Source organism: Streptomyces sp. NPDC040405, from assembly GCF_055595765.1.
Genome location: NZ_JBVIVI010000002.1, coordinates 752,388 through 774,805, shown reverse-complemented (window position 1 = coordinate 774,805; position 22,418 = coordinate 752,388). Strand labels below are relative to the sequence as shown.

16 protein-coding genes and 1 pseudogene are annotated in these 22,418 nt (G+C 70.1%); 13 read left to right on the top strand and 4 right to left on the bottom strand.

What is annotated here, in order from left to right:
* Positions 1 to 135: 135 nt before the first annotated feature.
* Positions 136 to 1,164, bottom strand: a complete 1,029-nt coding sequence (locus ACZ59A_RS10845) for a chitinase (protein ID WP_470956368.1) — start codon at positions 1,162 to 1,164, stop codon at positions 136 to 138.
* A 197-nt stretch (positions 1,165 to 1,361) separates the two neighbouring features.
* Between ACZ59A_RS10845 and ACZ59A_RS10840 the strand changes: the two genes are divergently transcribed.
* The 6 genes from ACZ59A_RS10840 to ACZ59A_RS10815 all read left to right on the top strand — a co-directional run bounded on the left by ACZ59A_RS10840 (position 1,362) and on the right by ACZ59A_RS10815 (position 9,917).
* Positions 1,362 to 2,204 (top strand): hypothetical protein, encoded by an 843-nt coding sequence (locus ACZ59A_RS10840; protein ID WP_470956366.1) that lies wholly within the window; start codon positions 1,362 to 1,364, stop codon positions 2,202 to 2,204.
* The gene (locus ACZ59A_RS10835) at positions 2,201 to 4,429 is read left to right on the top strand and encodes a bifunctional polysaccharide deacetylase/glycosyltransferase family 2 protein (protein WP_470956363.1); all 2,229 of its coding nucleotides are present in this window, start codon (positions 2,201 to 2,203) and stop codon (positions 4,427 to 4,429) included. Before ACZ59A_RS10840 ends, ACZ59A_RS10835 begins: the two co-directional genes overlap by 4 nt.
* 78 nt (positions 4,430 to 4,507) lie before the next feature.
* A complete protein-coding gene (locus tag ACZ59A_RS10830; protein ID WP_470956360.1) occupies positions 4,508 to 5,899 on the top strand; it encodes a class II fumarate hydratase in 1,392 nt (463 codons plus the stop codon).
* 68 nt (positions 5,900 to 5,967) lie between these two features.
* Complete coding sequence (fomD, locus tag ACZ59A_RS10825; RefSeq protein ID WP_470956357.1) at positions 5,968 to 6,669, top strand: cytidylyl-2-hydroxypropylphosphonate hydrolase; 702 nt, start codon at positions 5,968 to 5,970, stop codon at positions 6,667 to 6,669.
* Positions 6,670 to 6,803: 134 nt separating this feature from the next.
* Complete coding sequence (locus tag ACZ59A_RS10820; RefSeq protein ID WP_470956354.1) at positions 6,804 to 7,523, top strand: class I SAM-dependent DNA methyltransferase; 720 nt, start codon at positions 6,804 to 6,806, stop codon at positions 7,521 to 7,523.
* A 168-nt stretch (positions 7,524 to 7,691) separates the two neighbouring features.
* Positions 7,692 to 9,917, top strand: coding sequence for a SpoIIE family protein phosphatase (locus tag ACZ59A_RS10815; RefSeq protein ID WP_470957871.1), 2,226 nt, complete (start codon positions 7,692 to 7,694; stop codon positions 9,915 to 9,917).
* A 69-nt stretch (positions 9,918 to 9,986) separates the two neighbouring features.
* On the opposite strand, the gene ACZ59A_RS10810 is transcribed toward ACZ59A_RS10815, so the two are convergent.
* Entirely contained in the window at positions 9,987 to 12,224 is a 2,238-nt protein-coding gene (locus ACZ59A_RS10810; protein WP_470956351.1) for a transglycosylase domain-containing protein, read from the bottom strand.
* 216 nt (positions 12,225 to 12,440) lie between these two features.
* Here ACZ59A_RS10810 and ACZ59A_RS10805 point away from each other — a divergent pair, with 216 nt between their 5' ends.
* The 5 genes from ACZ59A_RS10805 to ACZ59A_RS10785 all read left to right on the top strand — a co-directional run bounded on the left by ACZ59A_RS10805 (position 12,441) and on the right by ACZ59A_RS10785 (position 17,474).
* Positions 12,441 to 13,382 carry an SPFH domain-containing protein gene (locus ACZ59A_RS10805; RefSeq protein WP_470956348.1) on the top strand — a complete coding sequence of 314 codons (942 nt, stop codon included), beginning with the start codon at positions 12,441 to 12,443 and terminating at the stop codon, positions 13,380 to 13,382.
* Positions 13,379 to 13,687: a type II toxin-antitoxin system antitoxin gene (locus ACZ59A_RS10800; RefSeq protein ID WP_470956345.1), complete on the top strand. Its 309-nt coding sequence runs from the start codon at positions 13,379 to 13,381 to the stop codon at positions 13,685 to 13,687. The genes ACZ59A_RS10805 and ACZ59A_RS10800 overlap by 4 nt, the downstream gene beginning before the upstream one ends.
* A gap of 75 nt (positions 13,688 to 13,762) precedes the next feature.
* Positions 13,763 to 14,287 (top strand): PadR family transcriptional regulator, encoded by a 525-nt coding sequence (locus tag ACZ59A_RS10795; RefSeq protein WP_470956342.1) that lies wholly within the window; start codon positions 13,763 to 13,765, stop codon positions 14,285 to 14,287.
* On the top strand, positions 14,284 to 14,970 hold the full coding sequence (locus ACZ59A_RS10790) for an ABC transporter ATP-binding protein (protein WP_470956339.1): 687 nt from the start codon (positions 14,284 to 14,286) through the stop codon (positions 14,968 to 14,970). The genes ACZ59A_RS10795 and ACZ59A_RS10790 overlap by 4 nt, the downstream gene beginning before the upstream one ends.
* Entirely contained in the window at positions 14,967 to 17,474 is a 2,508-nt protein-coding gene (locus tag ACZ59A_RS10785) for an FtsX-like permease family protein (protein ID WP_470956336.1), read from the top strand. Before ACZ59A_RS10790 ends, ACZ59A_RS10785 begins: the two co-directional genes overlap by 4 nt.
* A gap of 59 nt (positions 17,475 to 17,533) precedes the next feature.
* Here the strand turns inward: ACZ59A_RS10785 and ACZ59A_RS10780 are convergent, their stop codons facing one another.
* Complete coding sequence (locus ACZ59A_RS10780) at positions 17,534 to 18,490, bottom strand: hydrogen peroxide-inducible genes activator (protein WP_470956333.1); 957 nt, start codon at positions 18,488 to 18,490, stop codon at positions 17,534 to 17,536.
* Positions 18,491 to 18,626: 136 nt separating this feature from the next.
* Here ACZ59A_RS10780 and ACZ59A_RS10775 point away from each other — a divergent pair.
* Together ACZ59A_RS10775 and ACZ59A_RS10770 are read left to right on the top strand one after the other, a co-directional pair.
* Positions 18,627 to 18,761 (top strand): annotated as a pseudogene (locus ACZ59A_RS10775) (peroxiredoxin); the annotation flags it as partial.
* Positions 18,762 to 18,799: 38 nt separating this feature from the next.
* Complete coding sequence (locus tag ACZ59A_RS10770; protein WP_470956330.1) at positions 18,800 to 20,407, top strand: recombinase family protein; 1,608 nt, start codon at positions 18,800 to 18,802, stop codon at positions 20,405 to 20,407.
* Between the two features lie 178 nt (positions 20,408 to 20,585).
* On the opposite strand, the gene ACZ59A_RS10765 is transcribed toward ACZ59A_RS10770, so the two are convergent.
* A complete protein-coding gene (locus ACZ59A_RS10765) occupies positions 20,586 to 22,025 on the bottom strand; it encodes a replication initiator (protein ID WP_470956327.1) in 1,440 nt (479 codons plus the stop codon).
* Between the last annotated feature and the right edge of the window lie 393 nt (positions 22,026 to 22,418).

Below are 22,418 nucleotides of genomic sequence, written 5' to 3'. Positions count from 1 at the left end.
GACCGGCAGCGGGGCCTGTGGCCACGCCCCACCCCCCCCCTCCCCCCCCACCCCCCCCCCCACCACCCCCCCCCCCCCCCCCCCCCCCCCCCCTCCCCCCCCCCCCCCCCCCGGGGCCGTCGGGCTGCCGGGCCGTCAGCCGGACAGGGTCGCCTCGAAGGCGCCCGGGCGCTGGGGGACGCCGCTGCAGGAGGTGCTGGGGGGCGTGGCGGCCGGCTCCGGGGCCGCGGCGCCGCCGTTCGCGCACGGGCGGTCGCGTTCCGCCGACCACATCGACAGCCGCCCGATGCCCTTGCGGGCCGCGAAGCGGGCGAGTCCGGCCGCGTCCTGGAGCGTGAAGACCTCGCCGGTGACGTCGTTGACCCCGATCATCGGCGTCACGGCGAGGGTCTTCCACGCGGCGGCGTCGGACAGCCCGAGTACCTGGCGGACCTTTTCCTGGGCGGCGGTGGCCGCCTGGATGGCGTAGCGGCCCATGCTGCCCGTGTGGTCGCCGCTGTAGTTCATGGCCATGACGTTCACGGACGAGACGGTGACGCCCTCCTGCCGGGCCGCGGTCAGCTGGGCGAGGGCCCCGGGCGTCAGCCCGTCCGGCATGGCGGGCAGCGTGAAGGAGACGTTCAGCCCCTCGTGGGTGCGCTGGACCAGGGCGATGGCCTGGGCCCGGCGGGCGGTGGCCTCGGCGTCGGCGAGGGCGTCGCCCTCGATGTCGAAGTCGGCGCGGATGATCCCGTAACGCTCGATCACCTCGGTGTACGCGGCGGCGAGTTGCGCGGGGTCCTCGCAGGCCGTCGCCAGCTCCGTGCCGTCGGCGCCGCCGAAGGAGATCCGTACGTCGCCCCCGGCCCGCCGGGTGGCCTCGATACGGGTCGTCAGCGCCGGGTCGTCGAACGGGATGCCGCTGTCCCACGCCGGGGTGCAGCCCTCAGCCGATACAACGAAGCCCAGGGTGAATTCCTTGACGCCGCGCGCCGCCGCCGCGGGCATGTCGTAGCGCGAGCTGGCCCAGGCGCTGACGTACGGCACGAAGTCGGCCGGGGGCGGCGCCGGGCGAGGGGCGGCGGCGTGCGAGGCCGCGTGGTGCGACTCGGGCGACCTCTCGCTGCCCGCCCAGACGGCGATGGTGGCGCAGAGCACGGCTCCGGCCATGGCGATTCCGCTCATGCGGGGGCTGGCCCTCAATCGCACGCGCTCTTCCTTCCGCTCCGGGGTGAGAGGTGGGGATGTGAGGGCCGGGGACTGGGCCCCTGGCCCGGCCTCTCCGCCAACCTCGCACATCCGATGAAAAGTAACGAACTATGACACACCGCATGTTTGACACATAGGTTGTATGTCGTATTTTCTGGACTAGCCTCTGACGCATGGATCCTCAGTCAGATGTGGCCGAGCGTGCGTCCTCGCGTCCCGTCCGCTCCGACGTGGCCGGGAAGGGCCCCGTGTTCGTGGACCTCTCCGGGCGCCGCGGCCGACTGGTACGGCACGCGGGCGCGCTCGCGGGGGCTGTCTGCTTCGGCTATTCGGCGGTCCTCGGGATGGGGTTCGCGGGCGGCACGGCCATCGCTCCCGAGACGCTGATCCCTGGTCACCCCGTCACCACCGAGGCGTTGAGCCGGGCGCCGAAGAGCGCCCCGGAGGGGCATTCCGCCGGAGACTCCGGCGGATATGAGCACCCGTCGGAATACCGGTACCGCCCGGACGGCACGGACCGCGCCCGGCCGGGCTCCCCCACGGACGTACGCCCCGCGGACGCCCGCAGGCCCACCGCGCTCGCGCGCCCCGCGCCGCCGCAGCCGCACCGCGCGTCCTCGGCGCGCGACGCACGGCCGAGGCGCGCGGCGCACGACACACGCCGGGGCCGCCGTCCGGGCGCGCACCACGCCCCGCGGCATGAGCGGTCCGAGGCCCACCGGCCGGGCCACGCGCCGCATCAGGCGCGGCCCCACAAGCCCGCCTCGCCGCCCGCGCGTCCCGCGCCCCACAAGCCGCCCCGGAAGCCGGTGGACCCGGCGCCCGGTCCGGTGAACAAGCCCCCGGCCGCCAAGCCCGCGAAGCCCGCAGAGCCCGGGCCCGACCGCCCCCAGAACCCCGGCAAGGGCCAGACCAGGCCCCCGGCGAACGAGCCCGACATCCCGGTGTGGGGATCGGCCACGCCGGGCGGCATCGACTGGCAGTCGCTCACGCCGTTCCGTGGCGGGGTGTCATGAGCGGCGGCAGACCGCTGAAGCTGCCCCGGCCGCGCGGCCGCAGACTCCCCCCGCTCAGGAAGCCCCCCGGCAACGGGACGACCGGGCCCCGGACGCCCCGCGTCCGGGGGCGCCTGCGGCTGCGCTCCCGCACCCGGATGGCCTTCGCGCTGGCCACCCTGCTCGCGCTGATCTGCGCCCTGCTGCTGGACGGCTATCTGTACGCCGAGATCGGCAACGACGCCCGGGTGCACGCCGCGCATTCGTACCGCGGCGTCCCCGAGCGGCTGCGCAACGGCGGACCGGTCATCACCTTCGACCGGAAGGGGAGGGCGACCGAGCACTCCATCCCCGACAAGACGATCGCGCTGACCTTCGACGACGGCCCGGACCCGCGCTGGACCCCGGAAATCCTCGCCGTGCTGCGCGAGCACCGCGTGCCGGGGACGTTCTTCGTGCTGGGCCAGATGGTGGTCCGCCACCCCGGGCTGGTGCGCCGGATGGTGGCCGCCGGACATGAGATCGGCGTGCACACCTTCTCCCATGTCGACCTGTCCTACCAGGACAAGCAGCGGATGAACCGCGAACTGGCCCAGTCGCAGCTGGCGCTGGCGGGCGCGGCGGGTGTCACCAGCTCGCTGTTCCGGGCGCCGTACGCCTCGGAGGTCTCCGCGCTCGACGACCGCACCTGGCCGGTGCAGCAGCATGTGGGCGCCAAGGGCTACGTCAGCGCGTTCGTGGACACCGACAGCGAGGACTGGCGGCGGCCTCCGGTCAAGGAGATCGTCCAGAACGCCACCCCCCGTGGCACGAAGGGCGCGTCCGTGCTCTTCCACGACGCGGGCGGCAACCGCTCGCGGACCGTGAAGGCCCTGGAGCGCTACATCGACCGGATGGCGGCGCGCGGCTACTCGTTCACCACCATCACCGGCGCGCTCGGCGCCAAGAGCGCCAACCACTCCGCCCCCGCCGTCCGGGTGTGGGAGGGCCGGACGCTGGTGTGGGCGGCGCTGGCCACCCAGTACGCGCTGCCGGTGCTCATCGGGATGCTGGGGGTCGTCGGCTTCGCGGTGTTCGGGCGGCTGCTGCTGATGCTGGGGCTGGCCTGGTGGCACCGCCGCTCCCGGGACCGGCGCCGCTACACCCTGGTGCAGGAGGTGAACGATCCGGTGAGCGTCGTGGTGCCCGCGTACAACGAGAAGGAGTGCATCGCCCACACCCTCAACTCGCTGGCCGCCTCCACCCATCCGATCGAGATCCTGGTGGTGGACGACGGTTCGACCGACGGCACGGCGGACATCGTGGCGGCGATGGGCCTGCCCAACGTGCGCGTGCTGCGCCAGCCGAACGCGGGCAAGCCCGCCGCGCTGAACAACGGCATCGCGAACGCCCGCCACGAGCTGATCGTGATGATGGACGGCGACACCGTCTTCGAGCCCACCACCATCCGCGAGCTGGTCCGCCCCTTCGCCGACTCCCGGGTCGGCGCGGTCGCGGGCAACGCCAAGGTCGGCAACCGGCGCCGGCTGATCGGCGCCTGGCAGCACATCGAGTACGTGATGGGCTTCAACCTCGACCGGCGCATGTACGACCTGCTGCGCTGCATGCCGACCATCCCCGGGGCGATCGGCGCCTTCCGCCGCCGCGCGCTGCTGGACGCCGGGGGCATGAGCGCCGACACCCTGGCCGAGGACACCGACATCACCATCGCGCTGCACCGGGCGGGCTGGGGCGTGGTCTACCAGGAGCACGCCCGCGCCTGGACCGAGGCGCCGGGCACCCTGGGGCAGCTGTGGAAGCAGCGCTACCGGTGGAGCTACGGCACCATGCAGGCGCTGTGGAAGCACCGCCGCTCGCTGATCGACCGGGGGCCCTCGGGGCGGTTCGGCCGGGTGGGGATGCCGCTGGTGGTGCTCTTCCAGATCATCACGCCGCTGTTCGCGCCGCTGATCGACCTGTTCACGCTGTACGGGGTGATCTTCGTGGACCCGGTGCGGTCGCTCGCCGCGTGGGGCGCGCTGCTGCTGGTGCAGCTGCTGGGGGCGGCGTACGCCTTCCGGCTGGACCGCGAGCGGTACCGGGCGCTGGCCGTACTGCCGCTCCAGCAGATCGTCTACCGCCAGCTGATGTATCTGGTCCTGCTGCATTCGTGCGTGACGGCGGCCACCGGCGCCCTGCTGCCCTGGCAGAAGCTCAAGCGCACCGGTGAGGTGGAGGCCCCGCGCGCCCCCGAGGCCGTACGGTGACCCACCTCACCGCTGCGCCCCCGGCGGGCCGGGAAGACGGCACGGCGGGACAACGCTGTGCTGGACGGAGGTGTCGTCATGACCGAAGAGAGCTACCGGACCGAGCACGACTCCATGGGTGAGGTGCGGGTGCCCGCCCACGCCAAGTGGCGCGCGCAGACCCAGCGCGCCGTGGAGAACTTCCCCGTCAGCGGACAGCGCCTGGAGCGGGCGCACATCGAGGCGCTGGCCCGGATCAAGGCCGCGGCGGCCGCGGTCAACGCCGAGCTGGGCGTGGTGGAGAAGGACCTGGCGGCGGCGATCGCGGAGGCGGCCGCTGAGGTCGCCGAGGGCCGCTGGGACGACCACTTCCCGGTGGACGTGTTCCAGACCGGCTCCGGCACCTCGTCCAACATGAACACCAACGAGGTGCTGGCCACGCTCGCGAGCGAACGGCTGGGCCGCCCGGTCCACCCCAACGACCATGTGAACGCCAGCCAGTCGTCCAACGACGTCTTCCCGTCCTCCATCCACGTCGCCGCCACCGCCGCCGTCACCGCCGACCTCATCCCGGCGCTGGACCACCTGGCCGAGGCGCTGGAGCGCAAGGCGGCCGAGTTCGCCGAGGTGGTCAAGGCGGGGCGGACCCATCTGATGGACGCCACCCCTGTGACGCTGGGCCAGGAGTTCGGCGGCTACGCGGCGCAGGTGCGGTACGGCGTGGAGCGGCTGCGCGCCGCGCTGCCCCGGCTGGCGGAACTGCCGCTGGGCGGCACCGCCGTGGGCACCGGCATCAACACCCCGCCCGGCTTCCCGGCCGCCGTCATCGCCGAGCTGGCCCGGGCCACCGGGCTGCCGCTGACCGAGGCCCGGAACCACTTCGAGGCGCAGGGCGCGCGGGACGGGCTGGTGGAGACGTCCGGTCAGCTGCGGACCATCGCGGTCGGCCTCACCAAGATCTCCAACGATCTGCGCTGGATGGCGTCCGGCCCGCGCACCGGTCTCGCCGAGATCGCGCTGCCCGATCTCCAGCCCGGTTCGTCGATCATGCCGGGGAAGGTCAACCCGGTGATCCCCGAGGCCGTTCTGATGGTCGCGGCCCAGGTCACCGGCAACGACACGACCGTCGCCACGGCCGGGGCCGCCGGGAACTTCGAGCTGAACGTGATGCTCCCGGTGATCGCCAAGAATCTGCTGGAGTCGATCCGCCTGCTGACCAGCGCCTCCCGGCTGCTGGCGGACCGCACCATCGACGGGATCACCGCCGACGCTGAGCGGGCCCGGGAGTACGCGGAGTCCTCGCCGTCCGTCGTCACCCCGCTCAACCGCTACCTCGGGTACGAGGAGGCGGCGAAGGTCGCGAAGAAGTCCCTAGCCGAGCGGAAGACCATCCGCGAGGTGGTGCTGGAGTCCGGCTATGTGGAGCGCGGTCTGCTGACCCGGGAGCAGCTGGACGAGGCGCTGGACGTGCTGCGCATGACGCATCCGTAAGCCCCTGTTGTACTGTGCGTGCGGCATAGGTCACGGCACGGCGGCCCCGTCGCACCTAAGATCTGCTCATGACAGCGGACATCGTGGAGACGACGGACAGGGCGGGCGGTGCCCGATGGGCGCCGGGGGACCATATCCTCTGGCGTTATCGCGCCAACGCCTCCGACGCCATCCACATCTGCCGTCCGGTGACGGTCGTCCGGGACACCCCGGACGTGCTGGCCGTCTGGCTGGCGCCCGGCACGGCATGCGTCAAACCGCAGCTCGCCGACGGTACGCAGGTGCACCGCGAGCCGCTGTCCACGCGCTACACCAAGCCGCGTACCACCGCGCTGTCGCAGTGGTTCGGCACCGGAGTGCTCAAGCTGGCCCGGCCCGGCGAGCCCTGGTCGGTGTGGCTGTTCTGGGATCAGGGCTGGCAGTTCAAGAACTGGTACGTGAACCTGGAGGAGCCGCTGGCCCGCTGGAGCGGCGGAGTGGACTCCGAGGACCACTTCCTCGACATCGCGGTCTACCCGGACCGCAGCTGGGAATGGAAGGACGAGGACGAGTTCGCGCAGGCGCAGCGGGCCGGTCTGATGGACGGTGAGCAGGCCGAGCGCGTACGAGCGGCGGGCCGGGCCGCCGTGCGGCTCATCGACTCCTGGGACGCGCCGTTCCGGGAGGGGTGGGAGGAGTGGCGTCCGGACCCGTCGTGGACGGTCCCCGTCCTCCCGGCGGACTGGGACCGTATCGACAGGGGGCGTACGTCGGCGCACTCGAGGTCCTGAACCTCTTGCTGTGTCCCCGTGTTTCAAACGTAGGATCGTCGTCCGGAACACTGCACATGCGGGAAACAAGACAAAGGCGCAACTCACGGACGATGCGCATGATCTGACGCAATGTCACAGGAGGGGCGGGAGTCGTGAGCGGTGAGGACGACTACGGCGACGGCTATGCGGGCTACGAGGACTTCGACCGCCTGGCACTCGACCGCAGCGGTCAGGCAGAGGCGTTCGACACCATAGGAGACCGCTACGACGAGGCTTTCCCTCATAAGGAAGGCCAGGTCGCGGCCGGTCAGTGGCTGGCCGGCACGCTGCCGCCCGGCTCCCGCGTGCTCGACGTCGGCTGCGGTACGGGGCTGCCCACCGCCCGTCAGCTGACCGACGCCGGACACCGGGTGGCGGGCATCGACATCTCCCCCGGGATGCTGAAGCTGGCCCGGGACAATGTGCCGGACGCCGAATTCCACCAAGTGGACATCGTCGACCTGAGGGTCGGCGGCCGGTACGGCCCCGGGGGCTCCCGGGAGCTGGGCCCGTTCGACGGCATCGCCGTCTACTTCTCGCTGCTGCTGCTGCCCCGCCCGGAGATCCCGTACGCGCTGCGCGCCCTCCACGGCGTACTGAGACCCGGCGGGCTGCTGAGCCTGGGCATGGTGGAGGCGGACGTCGACGACTTCGCCATTCCGTTCCTCGGCAACTCGGTCCGGGTATCCGGTTATCTGCGGGACGAACTTCGACAGGTCGTGACGGATGCGGGCTTCGAGATCGCCGGGGAGGACTCGCACGCGTACGCCCCGGCCAGCACGGACGTACCACCCGAGATCCAGCTCTATCTGAACTGCCGACGACGTGCCTGACACTCGGTGCGCCCCCGACGAGACGGGGGCGCACGGCCCCGGACGGATGGAAACCCACGCGTGACGGAGCACCCCACCTCCCACAACAGGCGACAGGCTGCCACCCCTGCCGCCGCCTCGGGCGCGCCCGAGGACGCGCACGGCGCGGTCCCGGACCCGCGGACCGCCGTGCGGCAGACGGCCGCCCCCGGCCAGGAGCCGGGCGGCGGCCGACCGCGTCCCGCCTTCCCCGCGGACGGCCCGGCGGCCGCCCCGGGCTCCGGCGACGCCCCGGCCCCGGCCACGGAGCAGAGCGGCGAGGAAGCCCGGCCACGGCGCCGCGGCCGCGGGGCGGCCAAGGCCGCGCCACGCGGCGGCGGAGGAACACAGCCCGGCGGCGGGACGCAGCGCCGGAACTCGGCGGAGAGCGAGCACCCGGCACAGCCGGAGCACGGCACACCGGAGGGCGAGCCTGTGTGGGACGCGGACCGCAATGCGGCCAGAGGCGCGGCGCGCCGACCCGGGACCCGGGACGACGCCCCCGGCACCACGCCGGGCGAACACCCGGCCCCGGCGCGGCCCGGCACGGCCGCCTCGGCGGGCGATGTCGCGGCGGCCGGTGAGGTCGCGTACACCACCCCGGAGGGCGGGATGCCCGCCGTGCCGCCCGCGAACGCGCCCGGCGCCGACGGGACCGCCGCGATGCGGGACCGGAGCGGGGACCGGCTGCGGTTCGTCGGGGCGGCGACGCGGCGCATCGCGCGCGGCATCGACCTCGACGAGATCGTGCTCGGCCTGTGCCGGGCCACCGTGCCCACCTTCGCCGACGCGATCCTGGTGTATCTGCGCGATCCGCTGCCGGTCGGCGACGAGCGCCCGGTCGGCCCGGTGGTGCTGCGGCTGCGCCGCACCGACCGGATCCCGATGGACGCGGACACCGAGAGCGGACGGCTGCCGCTGATGTCCTCGCAGTCCGACCTGGCGCCCGCCGTGGGCGGCGGGCCCGCGGCCGAACTGTGCGAGGTGGAGGCGGGCGGACCGCTGGCCGAGGTGCTGCGCGGGGTGCGGCCGGTGTTCGGCGACTCGCAGGCCGCCCGCGCCGCGCTGCCCGAACTCCTGGGCGACGGGCCGTCGGTGGCGACCGGCCAGCGCACCGTGCTGGCCCCGCTGCGCGGCCGCCGCCGGGTGATCGGGGCGGCCGTCTTCGTACGCCGCCCGGACCGGCCGCCGTTCGAACCGGACGATCTGCTGGTCGCCGCCCAGCTGGCCACCCACACCGCGCTCGGCGTCGACAAGGCGGTGCTGTACGGGCGCGAGGTCTACATCGCGGACGAGCTGCAGCGCACCATGCTGCCCGACTCGCTGCCGCAGCCCACCGGCGTCCGGCTGGCCAGCCGCTATCTGCCCGCGGCCGAGACCGCGCGGGTCGGCGGCGACTGGTACGACGCGATCCCGCTGCCCGGCAACCGGGTGGCGCTGGTGGTCGGCGATGTGATGGGCCACTCCATGACCTCGGCCGCGATCATGGGCCAGCTGCGCACGACCGCGCAGACCCTGGCCGGACTCGACCTGCCGCCGCAGGAGGTGCTGCACCACCTCGACGAGCAGGCCCAGCGGCTCGGCACCGACCGCATGGCCACCTGCCTGTACGCGGTCTACGACCCGGTCGCGCACCGCATCGTGGTCGCCAACGCGGGCCATCCGCCGCCCCTGCTGCTGCACCGCGGCGGCCGCGCCGAGGTGCTGCGGGTGCCGCCGGGGGCGCCGATCGGGGTCGGCGGCGTCGACTTCGAGGCGGTCGAGCTGGACGCGCCCGCCGGGGCCACCCTCATGCTCTACACGGACGGCCTGGTCGAGTCGCGGATGCGCGACGTGTGGACCGGCATCGAGCAGCTGCGCGAGCGGCTGACCGCCACCGCCCGGCTCACCGGCCCCAACCCGCCGCCGCTGGAGCCGCTGTGCGACGAGGTGCTGGACATGCTCGGGCCCGGCGACCGCGACGACGACGTGGCGCTGCTCGCGGCCCGCTTCGAGGGCATCGCGCCCAGCGACGTCGCGTACTGGTTCCTGGACCCGAAGGCCCAGACCGCCGGACAGGCCCGCCGCCTGGCCCGCCGGGCGCTGGCCCGCTGGGACCTGGAGGATCTGACGGACGCGGTGGAACTGCTGGTCAGCGAGGTGGTCACCAACGCCGTACGGTACGCGGAACGGCCCATCACGCTACGGCTGCTCCGCACCGACGTGCTCCGCTGCGAGGTCGGCGACGACGTGCCGCAGCTGCCGCGGCTGCGCCAGGCCCGGCCCTCCGACGAGGGCGGCCGCGGGCTGTACCTGGTCAACCGGATGGCCCGGCGCTGGGGCGCGACCCGGCTGTCCACGGGCAAGGTCGTCTGGTTCGAACTGGCCATGCCGTAACAGCGAGCGAGTACGAGAACGGCCGCCCGGCACGGAAGGTGCCGGGCGGCCGTCTTTTGGTCAGCAGCGTCAGCCGCCGCCCTGGCCCTCGTCGCCGCCGCCGTCCTCATTGCCCGGCGGGGTGACCGGCGCGCTGAACGTTGGTGAGGTCGGGGGCGTGGTCGGAGACGTCGGCGGGGCCGCGGACGTGGTCGGCGCGGTGGGCGTGTCGTCCGCGGTCGGGCTCTTGGTCGGGGTCGGGTCCTTGCTCTCCGTGGGAGGCGCGGACGTGGTCGGGGGCTCCTCGGTCTCCGTCGTCGGCGGGGGCGCCTGCGGCTGGTTGTCCAGCTCGGTGTCCAGATCGAACTTCGTGGTGGACGAGCCGTTCAGGGTGCTGCCCATGTACGCGCCCCAGATCTTGGCCGGGAAGTCACCACCGTTGACCCGGCCGCCACCGGCCGTGCCCTTGAGCGAGACCTGCTTGCCGCCCTTCGCCTCGCCGAACATGCCGACCGAGGTGACCAGGTCGGGGGTGTAACCGGTGAACCAGGCGGACTTGTTGTCGTCCGAGGTGCCGGTCTTGCCCGCCATCTCCTGGCCCTTGGTGCGCACGGCCTGGCCGGTGCCGTCGTCCACCACACCGGTCAGCACCTGGGTGACGGAGTCGGCCGCGCCACGGCTGATCGCCTGGCCGTTGGTCGGGTCCGGCAGGTCTGCCTGCTGGTCCTCGCCCTTCTGGGCCGACTTCACGAACGCCGGGGTGACCTTCTTGCCGTGGTTGTCGAGGGTCGCGTAGACCCCGGCCATCTCCCTGGGGCTGGCGCCCATCACACCCAGCGACATCGCGGGCCGCACGTCGAAGCCGTTCTTCACCTCACCGGTCATGCCGAGGTCCATGGCGGTGTTCTTGACCTTGCTCAGGCCCACGTCCACCGCCATCTGTGCGAAGACGGAGTTGACCGACTTGTTCATCGCCTTCTGGACGTTGATCTCGCCGTAGGACTTGTCGTCCTCGTTCGGCGGGGCGAAGGCGGTGTCGCTGCCCTTGACCGGCCGCTTACTGGTGCCGTCGTAGAGGGTCTTGGCGCTGATCGGCGTGCCGCTCTGGGTCGTCGAGCCGTTCTCGTAGGCCGAGGCCAGGATGAGCGGCTTGAAGGTGGAGGCGGGCTGGTAGTCCGAGCGGGTCGCGTTGTTGGTGTAGTGCTCCGTGTAGCCCGCGCCGCCGTACATCGCCACGATGCCGCCGGTCTTGGGATTCACCGAGACCGCGCCGACCTGGGCGTCCTTGTCGACCTTGCGGTTCTTCGGGTCCAGCTTGTCGGTCAGCTCGGTGCGGACCGCCTTCTCCAGCGCCTTCTGCTTCTTCTTGTCGATGTTGAGGGTGACCGTCCAGCCGCCGGCCTCGACCTCGTTCTCGCTGATCCCCGTCTTGTACAGCTCTTTCTTGGCGGCCTCGATCACATAGCCGGTCTGGCCGTCGAGCCCGGGGATCGGGCGGGGGTCGATGGGCTTTTCGAACTTCAGCCCGTCGCGCTCGCTCTTGGACAGCCAGTCCTTCTCGACCATGTTGTTGAGGATGTAGTTCCAGCGGGCCACGACCAGCTTCTTGCCGTTGGGGCCCGCCGTTGAATAGTCGTACTGGCTGGGGGCCTGGAGCAGTGCCGCGAGGTAGGCGCCCTGCCGGACGCTCAGGTCCTCCGCGTCCTTGTTGTAGTACGCGCGGGCGGCGGCCTGGATGCCGTAGGCGCCGCGGCCGTAGTAGCTGGTGTTGATGTAGCCCTGGAGGATGTAGTCCTTGGACTGGTCCTGGTCCACCTTGAGGGAGATCACCAGCTCCTTGAGCTTACGGCTGACCGTCTGCTCCTGGCTCAGGTAGTAGTTCTTGACGAACTGCTGGGTGATGGTCGAGCCACCCTGCTTGCCCCGGCCGAGGGCGGTGTTGATCAGGCCGCGCGCGGTACCGGAGAAGGACACACCGGAATCGGTGTAGAAGTCCTTGTTCTCGGCGGCGACGAAGGTGTGCTGCACCTTCTTGGGGATCTTGGAGAGCGGCACCGACTCGCGGTTGACCGAGCCCTCCTTCGCCATGATCGAGCCGTCGCTGTACTTGTAGATGTTGGCTTCCGCCTTCGCCGCGGCGTTGGCCGGGGGAACCTTCACGCTGAAGTACAGGATGGCGAACGCCGCGACCCCCAGGGCGCCCAGTCCGACGAAGTAGCCCAACACCATCTTCCAGGTGAAGAACCGGCGTATACCCCCCTGTTTGGCGGCCTTCTTGGCCCTGCGTGCGCCCTTCTGCCGCGCCCGCCGATCGTCCGCTCTACCCATCTCTCCCGCCGCTCCAGTCCATCCGCCCCCCGCACCCAAGCCAGCTCATGAAGCTAGCACCGCATCAACCGGCAAATACTCATCGATCAAGCTTTTTCCGTACGTGACAAAGAGCACGTCTCTCACGGGAACTGACACCCCGGGGCCGCCGGGGGTTGCACAGGAAGGGAAATGTGTTATCACTTTGTTGACACCTTCCACAGAAGCGGGGACTCCATGACCGACACCATCGCCTCCACCAACGGCATACCGGCCCGCCATGAGCCACAGGTACGGGAGCGGCCCGCCAAGAACATCAGCGGCGGCCTCGCCCTGCTGCTGGGCCTGGTCGGACTCCTCGCCGGGGTGGGCCTGATCCTCGCCGGGGCGGCCGTCGCCGCCGACCACAAGGGCGCCGGATCCGCCGCGCTGATCGTCGCCGGGATCGTGGTGATCCTCACCGCGCTCATCACCATGGCCGGGCTGAACATGGTCGCGCCGGGCGAGGCCCGGGTCGTCCAGCTCTTCGGCCGCTACCGCGGCACCATCCGCACCGACGGGCTGCGCTGGGTGAACCCGCTGACCAGCCGGGAGAAGATCTCGACCCGGGTGCGCAACCACGAGACGGCGGTGCTCAAGGTCAACGACGCGTACGGCAACCCGATCGAGCTGGCCGCCGTCGTGGTCTGGAAGGTCGAGGACACCGCGCAGGCGATGTTCGAGGTGGATGACTTCCTGGAGTTCGTCGCCACCCAGACCGAGGCGGCCGTGCGCCACATCGCCATCGAGTACCCGTACGACGCCCATGACGAGAACGGCCTGTCGCTGCGCGGCAACGCCGAGGAGATCACCGAGAAGCTCGCGGCCGAGCTGCACGCCCGGGTCGAGGCGGCCGGGGTCCACATCATCGAGTCGCGCTTCACCCACCTCGCGTACGCCCCGGAGATCGCCTCCGCGATGCTCCAGCGACAGCAGGCGGGCGCGGTGGTCGCCGCCCGGCGGCAGATCGTGGACGGCGCGGTCGGCATGGTCGAGGCGGCGCTGGCCCGTATCACCGACGAGGAGATCGTGGAGCTGGACGAGGAGCGCAAGGCCGCGATGGTCAGCAATCTGATGGTGGTGCTGTGCGGGGACCGCGCACCGCAGCCCGTCCTCAACACCGGCACGCTCTACCAGTGACGGAGCAAGAAGAAGAGGGAACGGCCGGTCGGCAGCCGCGGCGGCAGCGCAAGCAGACGCTGCTGCGGCTCGACCCGGCGGTCTACGACGCCCTCGCCCGGTGGGCGGGCGAGGAGCTGCGCAGCACCAACGCGCAGATCGAGTTCCTGCTGCGGAAGGCCCTCGCGGACACGGGCCGACTGCCCGGCACCGCCCGTCCCATCCCCCGCCGCGGCCGCCCGCCGCGGGGGGCGGGCGGGGCGGCGAGCGGGACGGGCGGGGACGAGACCGAGGACGGCGAATCCGGGGGCCAGAGCCAGCAGTAGGCCCTTGACCTGCGTAGACACACTCCACACCGCAGCTATACACACGAGGTATACGCATCGTGTAGAGTGCCGTGCATGTCAATCGGCCACACCCTGCTCGGGCTTCTGGAGTCCGGTCCACGACACGGCTACGACCTCAAGCGCGCCTTCGACGAGAAGTTCGGGCACGACCGCCCGCTGCACTACGGACAGGTCTACTCGACCATGTCCCGGCTCCTGAAGAACGGCCTCGTCGAGGTCGACGGCATCGAGCACGCGGGCGGTCCCGAGCGCAAGCGCTACGCGATCACCGACGCGGGCATCACCGATGTGGAGCAGTGGCTCGCGCAGCCCGAGAAGCCCGAGCCCTACCTCCAGTCGGTCCTCTACACCAAGGTCGTCCTCGCCCTGCTCACCGGGCGCGACGCCGCCGATCTGCTCGACGTGCAGCGCTCGGAGCATCTGCGGCTGATGCGCGAGCTGACCCAGCGCAAGCGCGGCGGCGACCTCAGCGACCAACTCATCTGCGACCACGCCCTCTTCCACCTCGAGGCCGACCTGCGCTGGCTTGAGCTCACCGCGGCCCGCCTCAGCCCACTCGCCAAGGCGGTGCGTTCATGACTCCGGCGGGATCCCTGCTGATAGCCGACGGCCTGCACAAGTCGTACGGCCCCACCCCCGCGCTGGACGGCGCGCACTTCTCCATCCACCCCGGCGAGGTCGTCGCCGTCATGGGCCCCTCCGGCTCCGGCAAGTCGACCCTGCTGCACTGCCTGGCCGGGATCGTCCGGCCCGACTCCGGTTCGGTGCACTACAGCGGGCGCGAGCTGTCCGCCATGTCGGACGCCGAGCGCAGCAGCCTGCGCCGCGGCGAGTTCGGCTTCGTCTTCCAGTTCGGCCAGCTCGTCCCCGAGCTGACCTGCGTGGAGAACGTCGCGCTGCCGCTGCGGCTGAGCGGGACCAAGCGCAAGGAGGCCGAGGCCCGGGCGCTGTCCTGGATGGAGCGACTGGAGGTCGACGTCGTGGCGGCCAAGCGGCCCGGCGAGGTCTCCGGCGGTCAGGGGCAGCGCGTCGCGGTCGCCCGCTCGCTGGTCACCGCGCCGCGGGTGCTGTTCGCCGACGAGCCGACCGGCGCGCTGGACTCCCTCAACGGCGAGCGGGTGATGGAGCTGCTGACCGAGGCGGCCCGGGAGACCCGTACGGCCGTCGTCCTGGTCACCCATGAGGCGCGGGTCGCGGCGTACTCCGACCGCGAGGTCGTCGTGCGCGACGGCAAGGCGCGGGACATGGCGGGTGCCCGATGAGCGGCCCGGACGACGGCCACACCGGCCCGGGCGGCCGCGGCGGCCAGGCGACGCTGACCCTGAGGTCCGCACCGCCCCCGCCCCCGGCCCCCGAGCAGCCCCCGCGGCGCCCCGGCATCGCCCGCTGGGCCGCGGACCTCGCCATGGGCGGACGGTTCGCGGTCTCCGGCGGACGGGAGAGCTGGGCCAGGACGATCATGACGGCGGTCGGGGTGGGCCTCGGCGTCACGCTGCTGCTGTTCGCCGCGTCCGTCCCCACCATGGACGCCGCGCGCACCGAGCGGTCCAACGCCATCGCCGCCAACGGCTTCGGGGAGGAGCCGAAGCCGGGCCCCGGCACGATCCACGTCTCCCAGGCGGACACCGACTTCCGCGACCTGGACATCTCGGGCATGGTGATGGCGCCCGACGGCGACGGTGCGCCCCACCCCCCGGGCGTGAGCGGCGTTCCGGCCGCCGGGGAGATGTACGTCTCCCCCGCGCTGAAGAAGCTGCTCGCCTCCGACGAGGGCAAGCTGCTCCGGGACCGCTTCCCGTACCGCGTCGCCGGAGTGATCGGCGACAGCGGAGTGACCGGCCCCGGCGAGCTGCGCTACTACGCGGGGATCACCCCGAAGCAGTTCGACAGCGTCCCCGCCAGCTACCACCTCGACTCCTGGGGTGCCACGGACACCAGCGGGGACGGGCTGGACCCCGCGCTGGTGCTGCTGGTCATCATGGGCTGCGTGGTGCTGCTGCTGCCGGTGCTCATCTTCATCGCCACCGCCGCCCGCTTCGGCGGCGAGCGCCGGGACCGGAGACTGGCCGCGCTGCGGCTGGTCGGCGCCGACATCCAGATGACCCGGCGGATCGCCGCGGGCGAGTCGCTCTTCGGCTCGCTCCTCGGGCTCGCGGTCGGCGCCGCGCTCTTCCTGCTGCTGCGGGAGGCCGTCGGCGGCGCCTCGATGCTGAACCTCAGCTTCTTCACGTCCGACATCACGCCCACCCTCCCGCTCGCCCTGGCGATCGCGCTGATCGTGCCCGCCTCGGCCGTCGCCGTCACGCTTCTCGCCCTGCGCGCCATCGCCATCGAGCCGCTGGGCGTCGTCAGGAACGCCGCCCCCAGGCGGCGGCGGCTGTGGTGGCGGCTGGTGCTCCCGCTCCTCGGCGTCGGGATGCTGGCCCCGCTCGCCGGCGGCTTCGGGGCGACCAGTTCGGGCGGCGGCGACCTCCAGGCCTTCCAGGCCGCGGCCGGTGCCGTATTGGTCCTCATCGGCACCACCGCGCTGCTGCCGTGGCTGGTCGAGTCCGTCGTGGAGCGCTTCGGCAAGGGCCCGGTGCCCTGGCAGCTCGCGACCCGGCGGCTCCAGCTCAGCAGCGGCACCGCGGCGCGCGCGGTCAGCGGCATCACGGTGGCGGTCGCCGGGGCCATCGCGCTCCAGATGCTCTTCGCGAGCGTGGAGTCCCACAGCACCGAGGAGACGAACCAGGACCCGAACCGCGCCCAGCTGTCGATGGGCATGCAGGTGGGTGACGGCGCCGAGGCCCGCGACGTCTTCGCCCGGCTCGGCGCGACCAAGGGCGTGCGCAGCGTGCTCGGGGTCACCCAGGACTCCGTCTCCGACCCGCGCAGCAAGGCGAAGGACCCGGCCGAGATCCCGACCGACTCCCTCACCGTCGCCGACTGCCCCGCGCTGCGCGAGCTGGCGCACCTGAAGAGCTGCCGGGACGGCGATGTCTTCCTCGTCGACGCACCACCGGCCGGCGCGGAGGCCGAAGGGGCAGTGGCCTACCCGCCCCCCGAAAAGCCCTTCGCGAAGCCCGGCACGCAGGTCAACCTGAGCTTCGACGACGAGGACCTGCCCACAGTCGGCAAGCAGAAGCTGTGGACGATCCCCAGTTCGGCCACGACGGCGAAGCCCAGGATGGACCCGACGGGGATCTACCGCTCCGGCGTCTTCGCCACCCCCGGCGCCATCGACGTCGCGGAGCTGGCCGACCCGCAGGCGTTGGCGATGATGCGTATGGACTCGAAGGTTCCGGACGCCAACGAGTACGTGCGCAACACCAGCGTGGCGATCGACCCGGCGATGGACGTGATACAGCTCAGCGGCGTATCGCAGTCGGACCAGTTCCAGACGATCCGCAACGTGCTGTACATCGGTGCCACCGCGACGCTGCTGCTCATCGGGGCCAGCATGATCGTGACCACTCTGGAGCAACTGCGGGACCGCAAGCGGCTGCTGTCCGTCCTGGTCGCCTTCGGCACCCGGCGCTCCACGCTGAGCTGGTCCATCCTGTGGCAGACCGCGATCCCGGTGGTGCTGGGTCTCGCGCTGTCGGTCGCGGGCGGGCTGGCGCTGGGCGCGCTGCTGCTGAAGATGGTCGGCGAGAAGCTGGCCGTGGACTGGGCCGGACTCGCCATGATGACCGGCATCGGCGCGGGCGTCATCGTCCTGGTGACCCTGGCCAGCCTGCCTCCGCTGTGGCGCATGATGCGCCCGGAGGGGCTGCGGACCGAGTAGCCCCTTACGCGGGAGAACGCGCCGTCGCGGCGGGGAGGAATCCCGGCTGCGGCGGCGCGTCAGCGTGCGACCCGCACCGGCAGCGGCCGCACCGCCTCGCGGAGCGTGGCGGCCAGGGCCTCGAACTCCTCCGCCCGCGCGGCCCCGGCGCGCATGGCCAGGGCGATGCGGCGGGCGGGGGCCGGGTCGGCGAAGTCGCCGGTGGCCAGCTCGTCGTTGCGGCCGGTCTCGACCCGTAGCGCGGTACGCGGCAGCAACGTCACCCCGAGCCCGCCCCCGACGAGTTGCACCAGCGTGGAGAGCCCGGCGGCGGTGGTCGTCACCGCGGCGCCCTCGGTGCGGCCCGCCTCGCGGCAGATGTCCAGGGCCTGGTCGCGCAGGCAGTGGCCCTCGTCCAGCAGCAGCAGATCCAGTTCGTTCAGCGCCTCGCGGGGTATGTCCGTACGCCCGCCCAGCCAGTGGTCCCGCGGCGTGACCAGCACGAAGTCCTCGTCGAAGAGCGGCAGTTCCACCACCCCCGGGGCGCCGAGCGGGACCGCGAGCAGCAGCAGGTCGAGCCGCCCGTGGGCGAGCCCGTCCAGCAGCGAGGCGGTCTGCTCCTCGTGCACCTGGAGGTCGAGGCGCGGATAGTGCTCCCGCGCCAGCCGCAGCACGGTCGGCAGCAGATACGGGGCCACGGTCGGGATCACCCCGAGCCGCAGCACACCAGTGAACGGCGCCCGCGCCGCCTCGGCCTCCTCCAACAGCGCACCGACCTCCGCGAGTACGGAGCGTGCTCGTCCGGCCAGCCGCTCACCCGCCGGACTGAGCAGCACCTTGCGGGTCGTACGCTCGAGAAGCTGAACTCCGAGCGTGTCCTCCAGGGCCGCCACGGCCCCCGAAAGGGCGGGCTGGCTCATCCCGATGGCGGACGCCGCATCCCGGAAGTGCAGATGCTCGGCGACCGCGGCGAACGCCTTGAGCTGGGACAAGCTCGGCTGCCGCGGCTTTCCGGCCGGTGTAGCTGTCGCGGCCACTGATAGCCACCTCCAATCAACCACAGCGAGTGTAGCTATTTCACTGATCAATGTGGCATGTGCCAGGGTGGAGATCGTCCAACCCCGGGAAACCCCCACAAAGGGTCCCTCCCACGCGAAAGCTGCAAGGAGAAACGTGCTCACTGTCGGTGACAAGTTCCCCGCATACGACCTGACGGCCTGCGTGTCGCTGGAGAGCGGCAAGGAGTTCGAGCAGATCAACCACAAGTCCTACGAGGGCAAGTGGCGCGTGGTGTTCTTCTGGCAAAGGACTAGCGTGGAACCCTCTTTTTTTCTTAGCGTGTTGTCATGCCCACACCACAACGCAACAGCCGTCAGACCAGCACCGACGTAGCCGCCATGGCCACCGGCAGCCTGATCCCCCTAGGCGCCTACGCCCGCCTCAGCGAAGACAAGGCGCTGCGGTCCAACGCGGACCCAGAGCGCGAGGAGGGCGAGCAGGTAGCCGACCAGCTCAAGCGGTGCCGCGCCGCCGCAGCCCGCTTCGGCGGTGTGATCACCCACGAGTACAACGACAACAACACCCCCGCCTCAGACCCGTTCATCGTCCGCGAAGACTTTGAACGGATGCTTGTGGACCTTGGGAGTGGGGTGATTCGCGGAATTCTCTTCACCCATTCAGACCGGCTGGCGCGACAGGAGTTCGACGCAGCCAGGGTCAACCGCATTTTCATGATGAACCCCAGCTACATCGGTCGGGAACTTGACGGGGGTGTGGATCTCGCGACCGCCGAGGGCCGGGCAATGTTCATGATGAAAGCGACAGTCGGCGGGCTGGAGGTGGACAACACCAAGCGCCGAGTGAGCGGCACAAACAAGTCCCGAGCCCAGCGCGGCAAAAAGGGGAAATCGCATCGCGCTTTCGGATGGAACGAAGACGACAAGACACTCCGCGAAGTTGAGGCGAATGATCTTTTGGCCGCCATCCGTGCGATTCCCAAAGGAAAGCTCGTAGGTGAAGTTCGCAAGGAATGGATAGAGAAAGGCTATGTCCCCAGGCGCACAAAGAAAGGAAAACTGCACCTACCACTGGCACACAGCACCGTAGAAGCGCGTCTCACGAACCCACGAAATTGCGGATACGTGACTTACGTTTCCAAGGCCGAAAGGCGTGATAGCGGCCGCTTATGGCTCCCTGACCACATAGTAGAAGTCGACGGGAAACCGGTACTGGGGGACTGGGAAACTGTTTGCACTCCAGAGGAATGGCGCGCGTGCGTCGGAACTCTCGAAGAGCGGAAGGAGGAATACCAAGCAGGACTGATCGAGCCGCATTCCACGGCCGTGAAATACCTCCTTTCGGGGTGGGCTCGCTGCGGCAAATGCACCTCCGCGGTTTGGATTAATCCGTACAGTAAAGATAAGCCAGCATATGAGAAATACGGCTTCCGGTACGCATGCCTATCAAATCAGGGTGGGTGCGGAGGAGTGACACGCGTGGGCCCGCCGTGCGATGAACACGTGAGGGATCTCTATTTTGAGCACGTCCGGCGAACCGTAGGCAACGCCGTGCCAATCGAGGATGAGAAACCAGCAGCGGCCGACGAGCAGACGGCGCGCAACAATGAACGACTTGTGGAAATCGCAGCCGAAATCGACCTCACGAATGAACGGCGCCGAGAAAAGCGAATCAGCATGTCAGCCGCACTCGACGCAATCGAGGACCTAGAAGCCGAGAGGGCAATACTCAAGCGCAAACAGCGAAAGTCCGCAGCCCTTCAAGCACAAGATGACACCAAGAGCACCGGGCTAGATCTACTGAAAGAATGGGATAGCCTTACGGTCAGCGAGAAGAGGGCGCGAATGAAGGAAGAAATTCGCGCGATTATCATCCACCCAATAGGCAGGGGGAAGCGTTTTGACCCTGACTTTATAGAAATCCTCTGGCGCGAGTAGAGGAAAATAGCGATGCCCCCTCAAACGCGAGAGGGGGCATTACTATTCATCCGGCGGCCTCAGGCCCCAAATTTTCATCATTCGCCTACGCCAAGCCTCATCACGCTTAGGCGCTTTTGCTAGCTCGCGCTCGATCCACTCTTCTTTCGTCATGGGGCGGTGAGCCCTTCTCGCGCGCTCAGCCAACGCCACCACCCCACGACTTCCCGTTTTCCTCTTTTGCGATATCTCGCGTCATCGAAATATCCGCAGCGATTCCCGAAGCCACCTCTGCCTCAGCCAGCGAATGCCCCGACCGGACGTACCGCCAGGCCGCTTCGATCGATAGCCCTTTCTCACTCTCCCCCCTGCTCCCCGACCGGTAGTCGGCGCGTAGAGCTTGAAGGGCGGCATAGGTAGTGGAGTACCGCCGCGACTTGGTGAGGACATGCCCCCTGTACCCGAGCGTGTGAGCCCAGAGACGCAGGCGTAGAGGTTCTAGGGCAGGAATTCCACCGAGACGCCAGCAGGCCCACATGAGGGCGCGTACGTGAGACGTGACGGGCAGAAGACTGATCTCTCCAGCCGACGTAATCGGTCGATCAATTCCCCCGACATCGCCCACGCTCTTACTGACGTACTTCGCCACGTACGCAGCCACCGCGCTATCTGTGACCGTGGCGTCAGCGCTTTCCGCATGGATTGAATGCACGTCAAATTCGCTGCCCCACTGGACAACGTGCTCCCCTGTTTGCGGAGCGTATGGCGCACGAACCCCCGCCGCCCCTATTGCGCTCCGGACCGCATCAGCCAATATCTGAGGCGCAACCCGCGCTGGCGGTGGCGTTGACGGGCCATCTGGTCCGTCCACCCGGATCACTGCGTGCACATGTACCGCACCGCGCTTCTGATATTCAGCGACTTTCGCAAATGACACCCGCAGGTGATTATTCAAATCACGCTGCTTTATGGAAGTCGCCATCGCCAGATGGCGCCGAATCAGAATACAGGTCCGATTCCATAGTTCGCCTGCTTTCGCGTGCCAGATGACATGTGCCGAGTAGTCATAGCAGGCTGGACAAATCGGCTGACCAACAACGGTGTCGAATTCGTCATGAATGGCGCCACAGCCGAGGTTGCCGCCATGGGGACACTGGCCGCCGGAGCGACGAGGACGGCACGGCTGATCAGTGGTAGCACGATGAACTGGCCCAAAACCCGGAGCAGTCAGGGTGACGAACAGCCTGGGGTGGTCAACGACGGCCGCAGGCACCGTTTTGCCGCCCAGGAGTCCGGCCCGAACCAGGTGATAGGTGTCGCCTCCATGAAGGCGCGAACACGGCTCGCAGCGGCTTTCACGGCGGTTTCCGCAGCGGACGGCCAGAACCCCGTGAGGCTCATCGGCAGTGCTGTAGACCCTCAGCACTTCGCCCGTGGCCGCATCACGGGTAGTGGTTTGGCCTGAGAGGTAGATCGGGTGCGCGCAGCCGCCGATGGCGTGCATCTGGTCGAGCCAGCGCCGGAATCCGGAGTCCTGAACCAGCCGGATCATGTCGCGTTCAGTGCTAGTGAGCGCGCGCAGGCGCTCCGCGTGCTGGAGAGCGGAGCGCCGTGCACGGTCTTCATTCCAGACGTTCACGGTGGTGCCCTTTCTTGACGGGCCGTCACACGTACGGCCATAGGGGGTTGGTGGACTGGGCGAGGCATGTTGCGTGCTCCTTTGGGGTGTGTGACCTGGGATGATTGCCCTGTGGCTGTACCGCGGATCGGTTACCGCCGGGGCGGCCGACGCCGACAGCAGCGACACCGCCGGAGACGGCCGCCCCGAGTGCGAAGGCGCAGCCGCCCGCATCCCCGGCACCTCACATATAGGTGAGGCATGGTTTCCTTTCTTGAGCCGCTACCCGGGAAGGACGTAAGTCCGCAGCCATTCCAGGAAATTAGCGATGGTGAGTCCCGGTGTGGTGCTGGCCATGGTGAACCCCCAGAGGAAGAAGAGAGAGCCGACCCACCAGACGACTTCCCGGGATCG

What these genes read in the sequence shown, in the direction of transcription:
- ACZ59A_RS10845 (WP_470956368.1), bottom strand. Translation starts at nt 1,164, where the DNA reads ATGAGCGGAATCGCCATGGCCGGAGCCGTGCTCTGCGCCACCATCGCC.
- ACZ59A_RS10840 (WP_470956366.1), top strand. Translation starts at nt 1,362, where the DNA reads ATGGATCCTCAGTCAGATGTGGCCGAGCGTGCGTCCTCGCGTCCCGTC.
- ACZ59A_RS10835 (WP_470956363.1), top strand. Translation starts at nt 2,201, where the DNA reads ATGAGCGGCGGCAGACCGCTGAAGCTGCCCCGGCCGCGCGGCCGCAGA.
- ACZ59A_RS10830 (WP_470956360.1), top strand. Translation starts at nt 4,508, where the DNA reads ATGACCGAAGAGAGCTACCGGACCGAGCACGACTCCATGGGTGAGGTG.
- fomD (WP_470956357.1), top strand. Translation starts at nt 5,968, where the DNA reads ATGACAGCGGACATCGTGGAGACGACGGACAGGGCGGGCGGTGCCCGA.
- ACZ59A_RS10810 (WP_470956351.1), bottom strand. Translation starts at nt 12,224, where the DNA reads ATGGGTAGAGCGGACGATCGGCGGGCGCGGCAGAAGGGCGCACGCAGG.
- ACZ59A_RS10805 (WP_470956348.1), top strand. Translation starts at nt 12,441, where the DNA reads ATGACCGACACCATCGCCTCCACCAACGGCATACCGGCCCGCCATGAG.
- ACZ59A_RS10795 (WP_470956342.1), top strand. Translation starts at nt 13,763, where the DNA reads ATGTCAATCGGCCACACCCTGCTCGGGCTTCTGGAGTCCGGTCCACGA.
- ACZ59A_RS10790 (WP_470956339.1), top strand. Translation starts at nt 14,284, where the DNA reads ATGACTCCGGCGGGATCCCTGCTGATAGCCGACGGCCTGCACAAGTCG.
- ACZ59A_RS10785 (WP_470956336.1), top strand. Translation starts at nt 14,967, where the DNA reads ATGAGCGGCCCGGACGACGGCCACACCGGCCCGGGCGGCCGCGGCGGC.
- ACZ59A_RS10770 (WP_470956330.1), top strand. Translation starts at nt 18,800, where the DNA reads ATGCCCACACCACAACGCAACAGCCGTCAGACCAGCACCGACGTAGCC.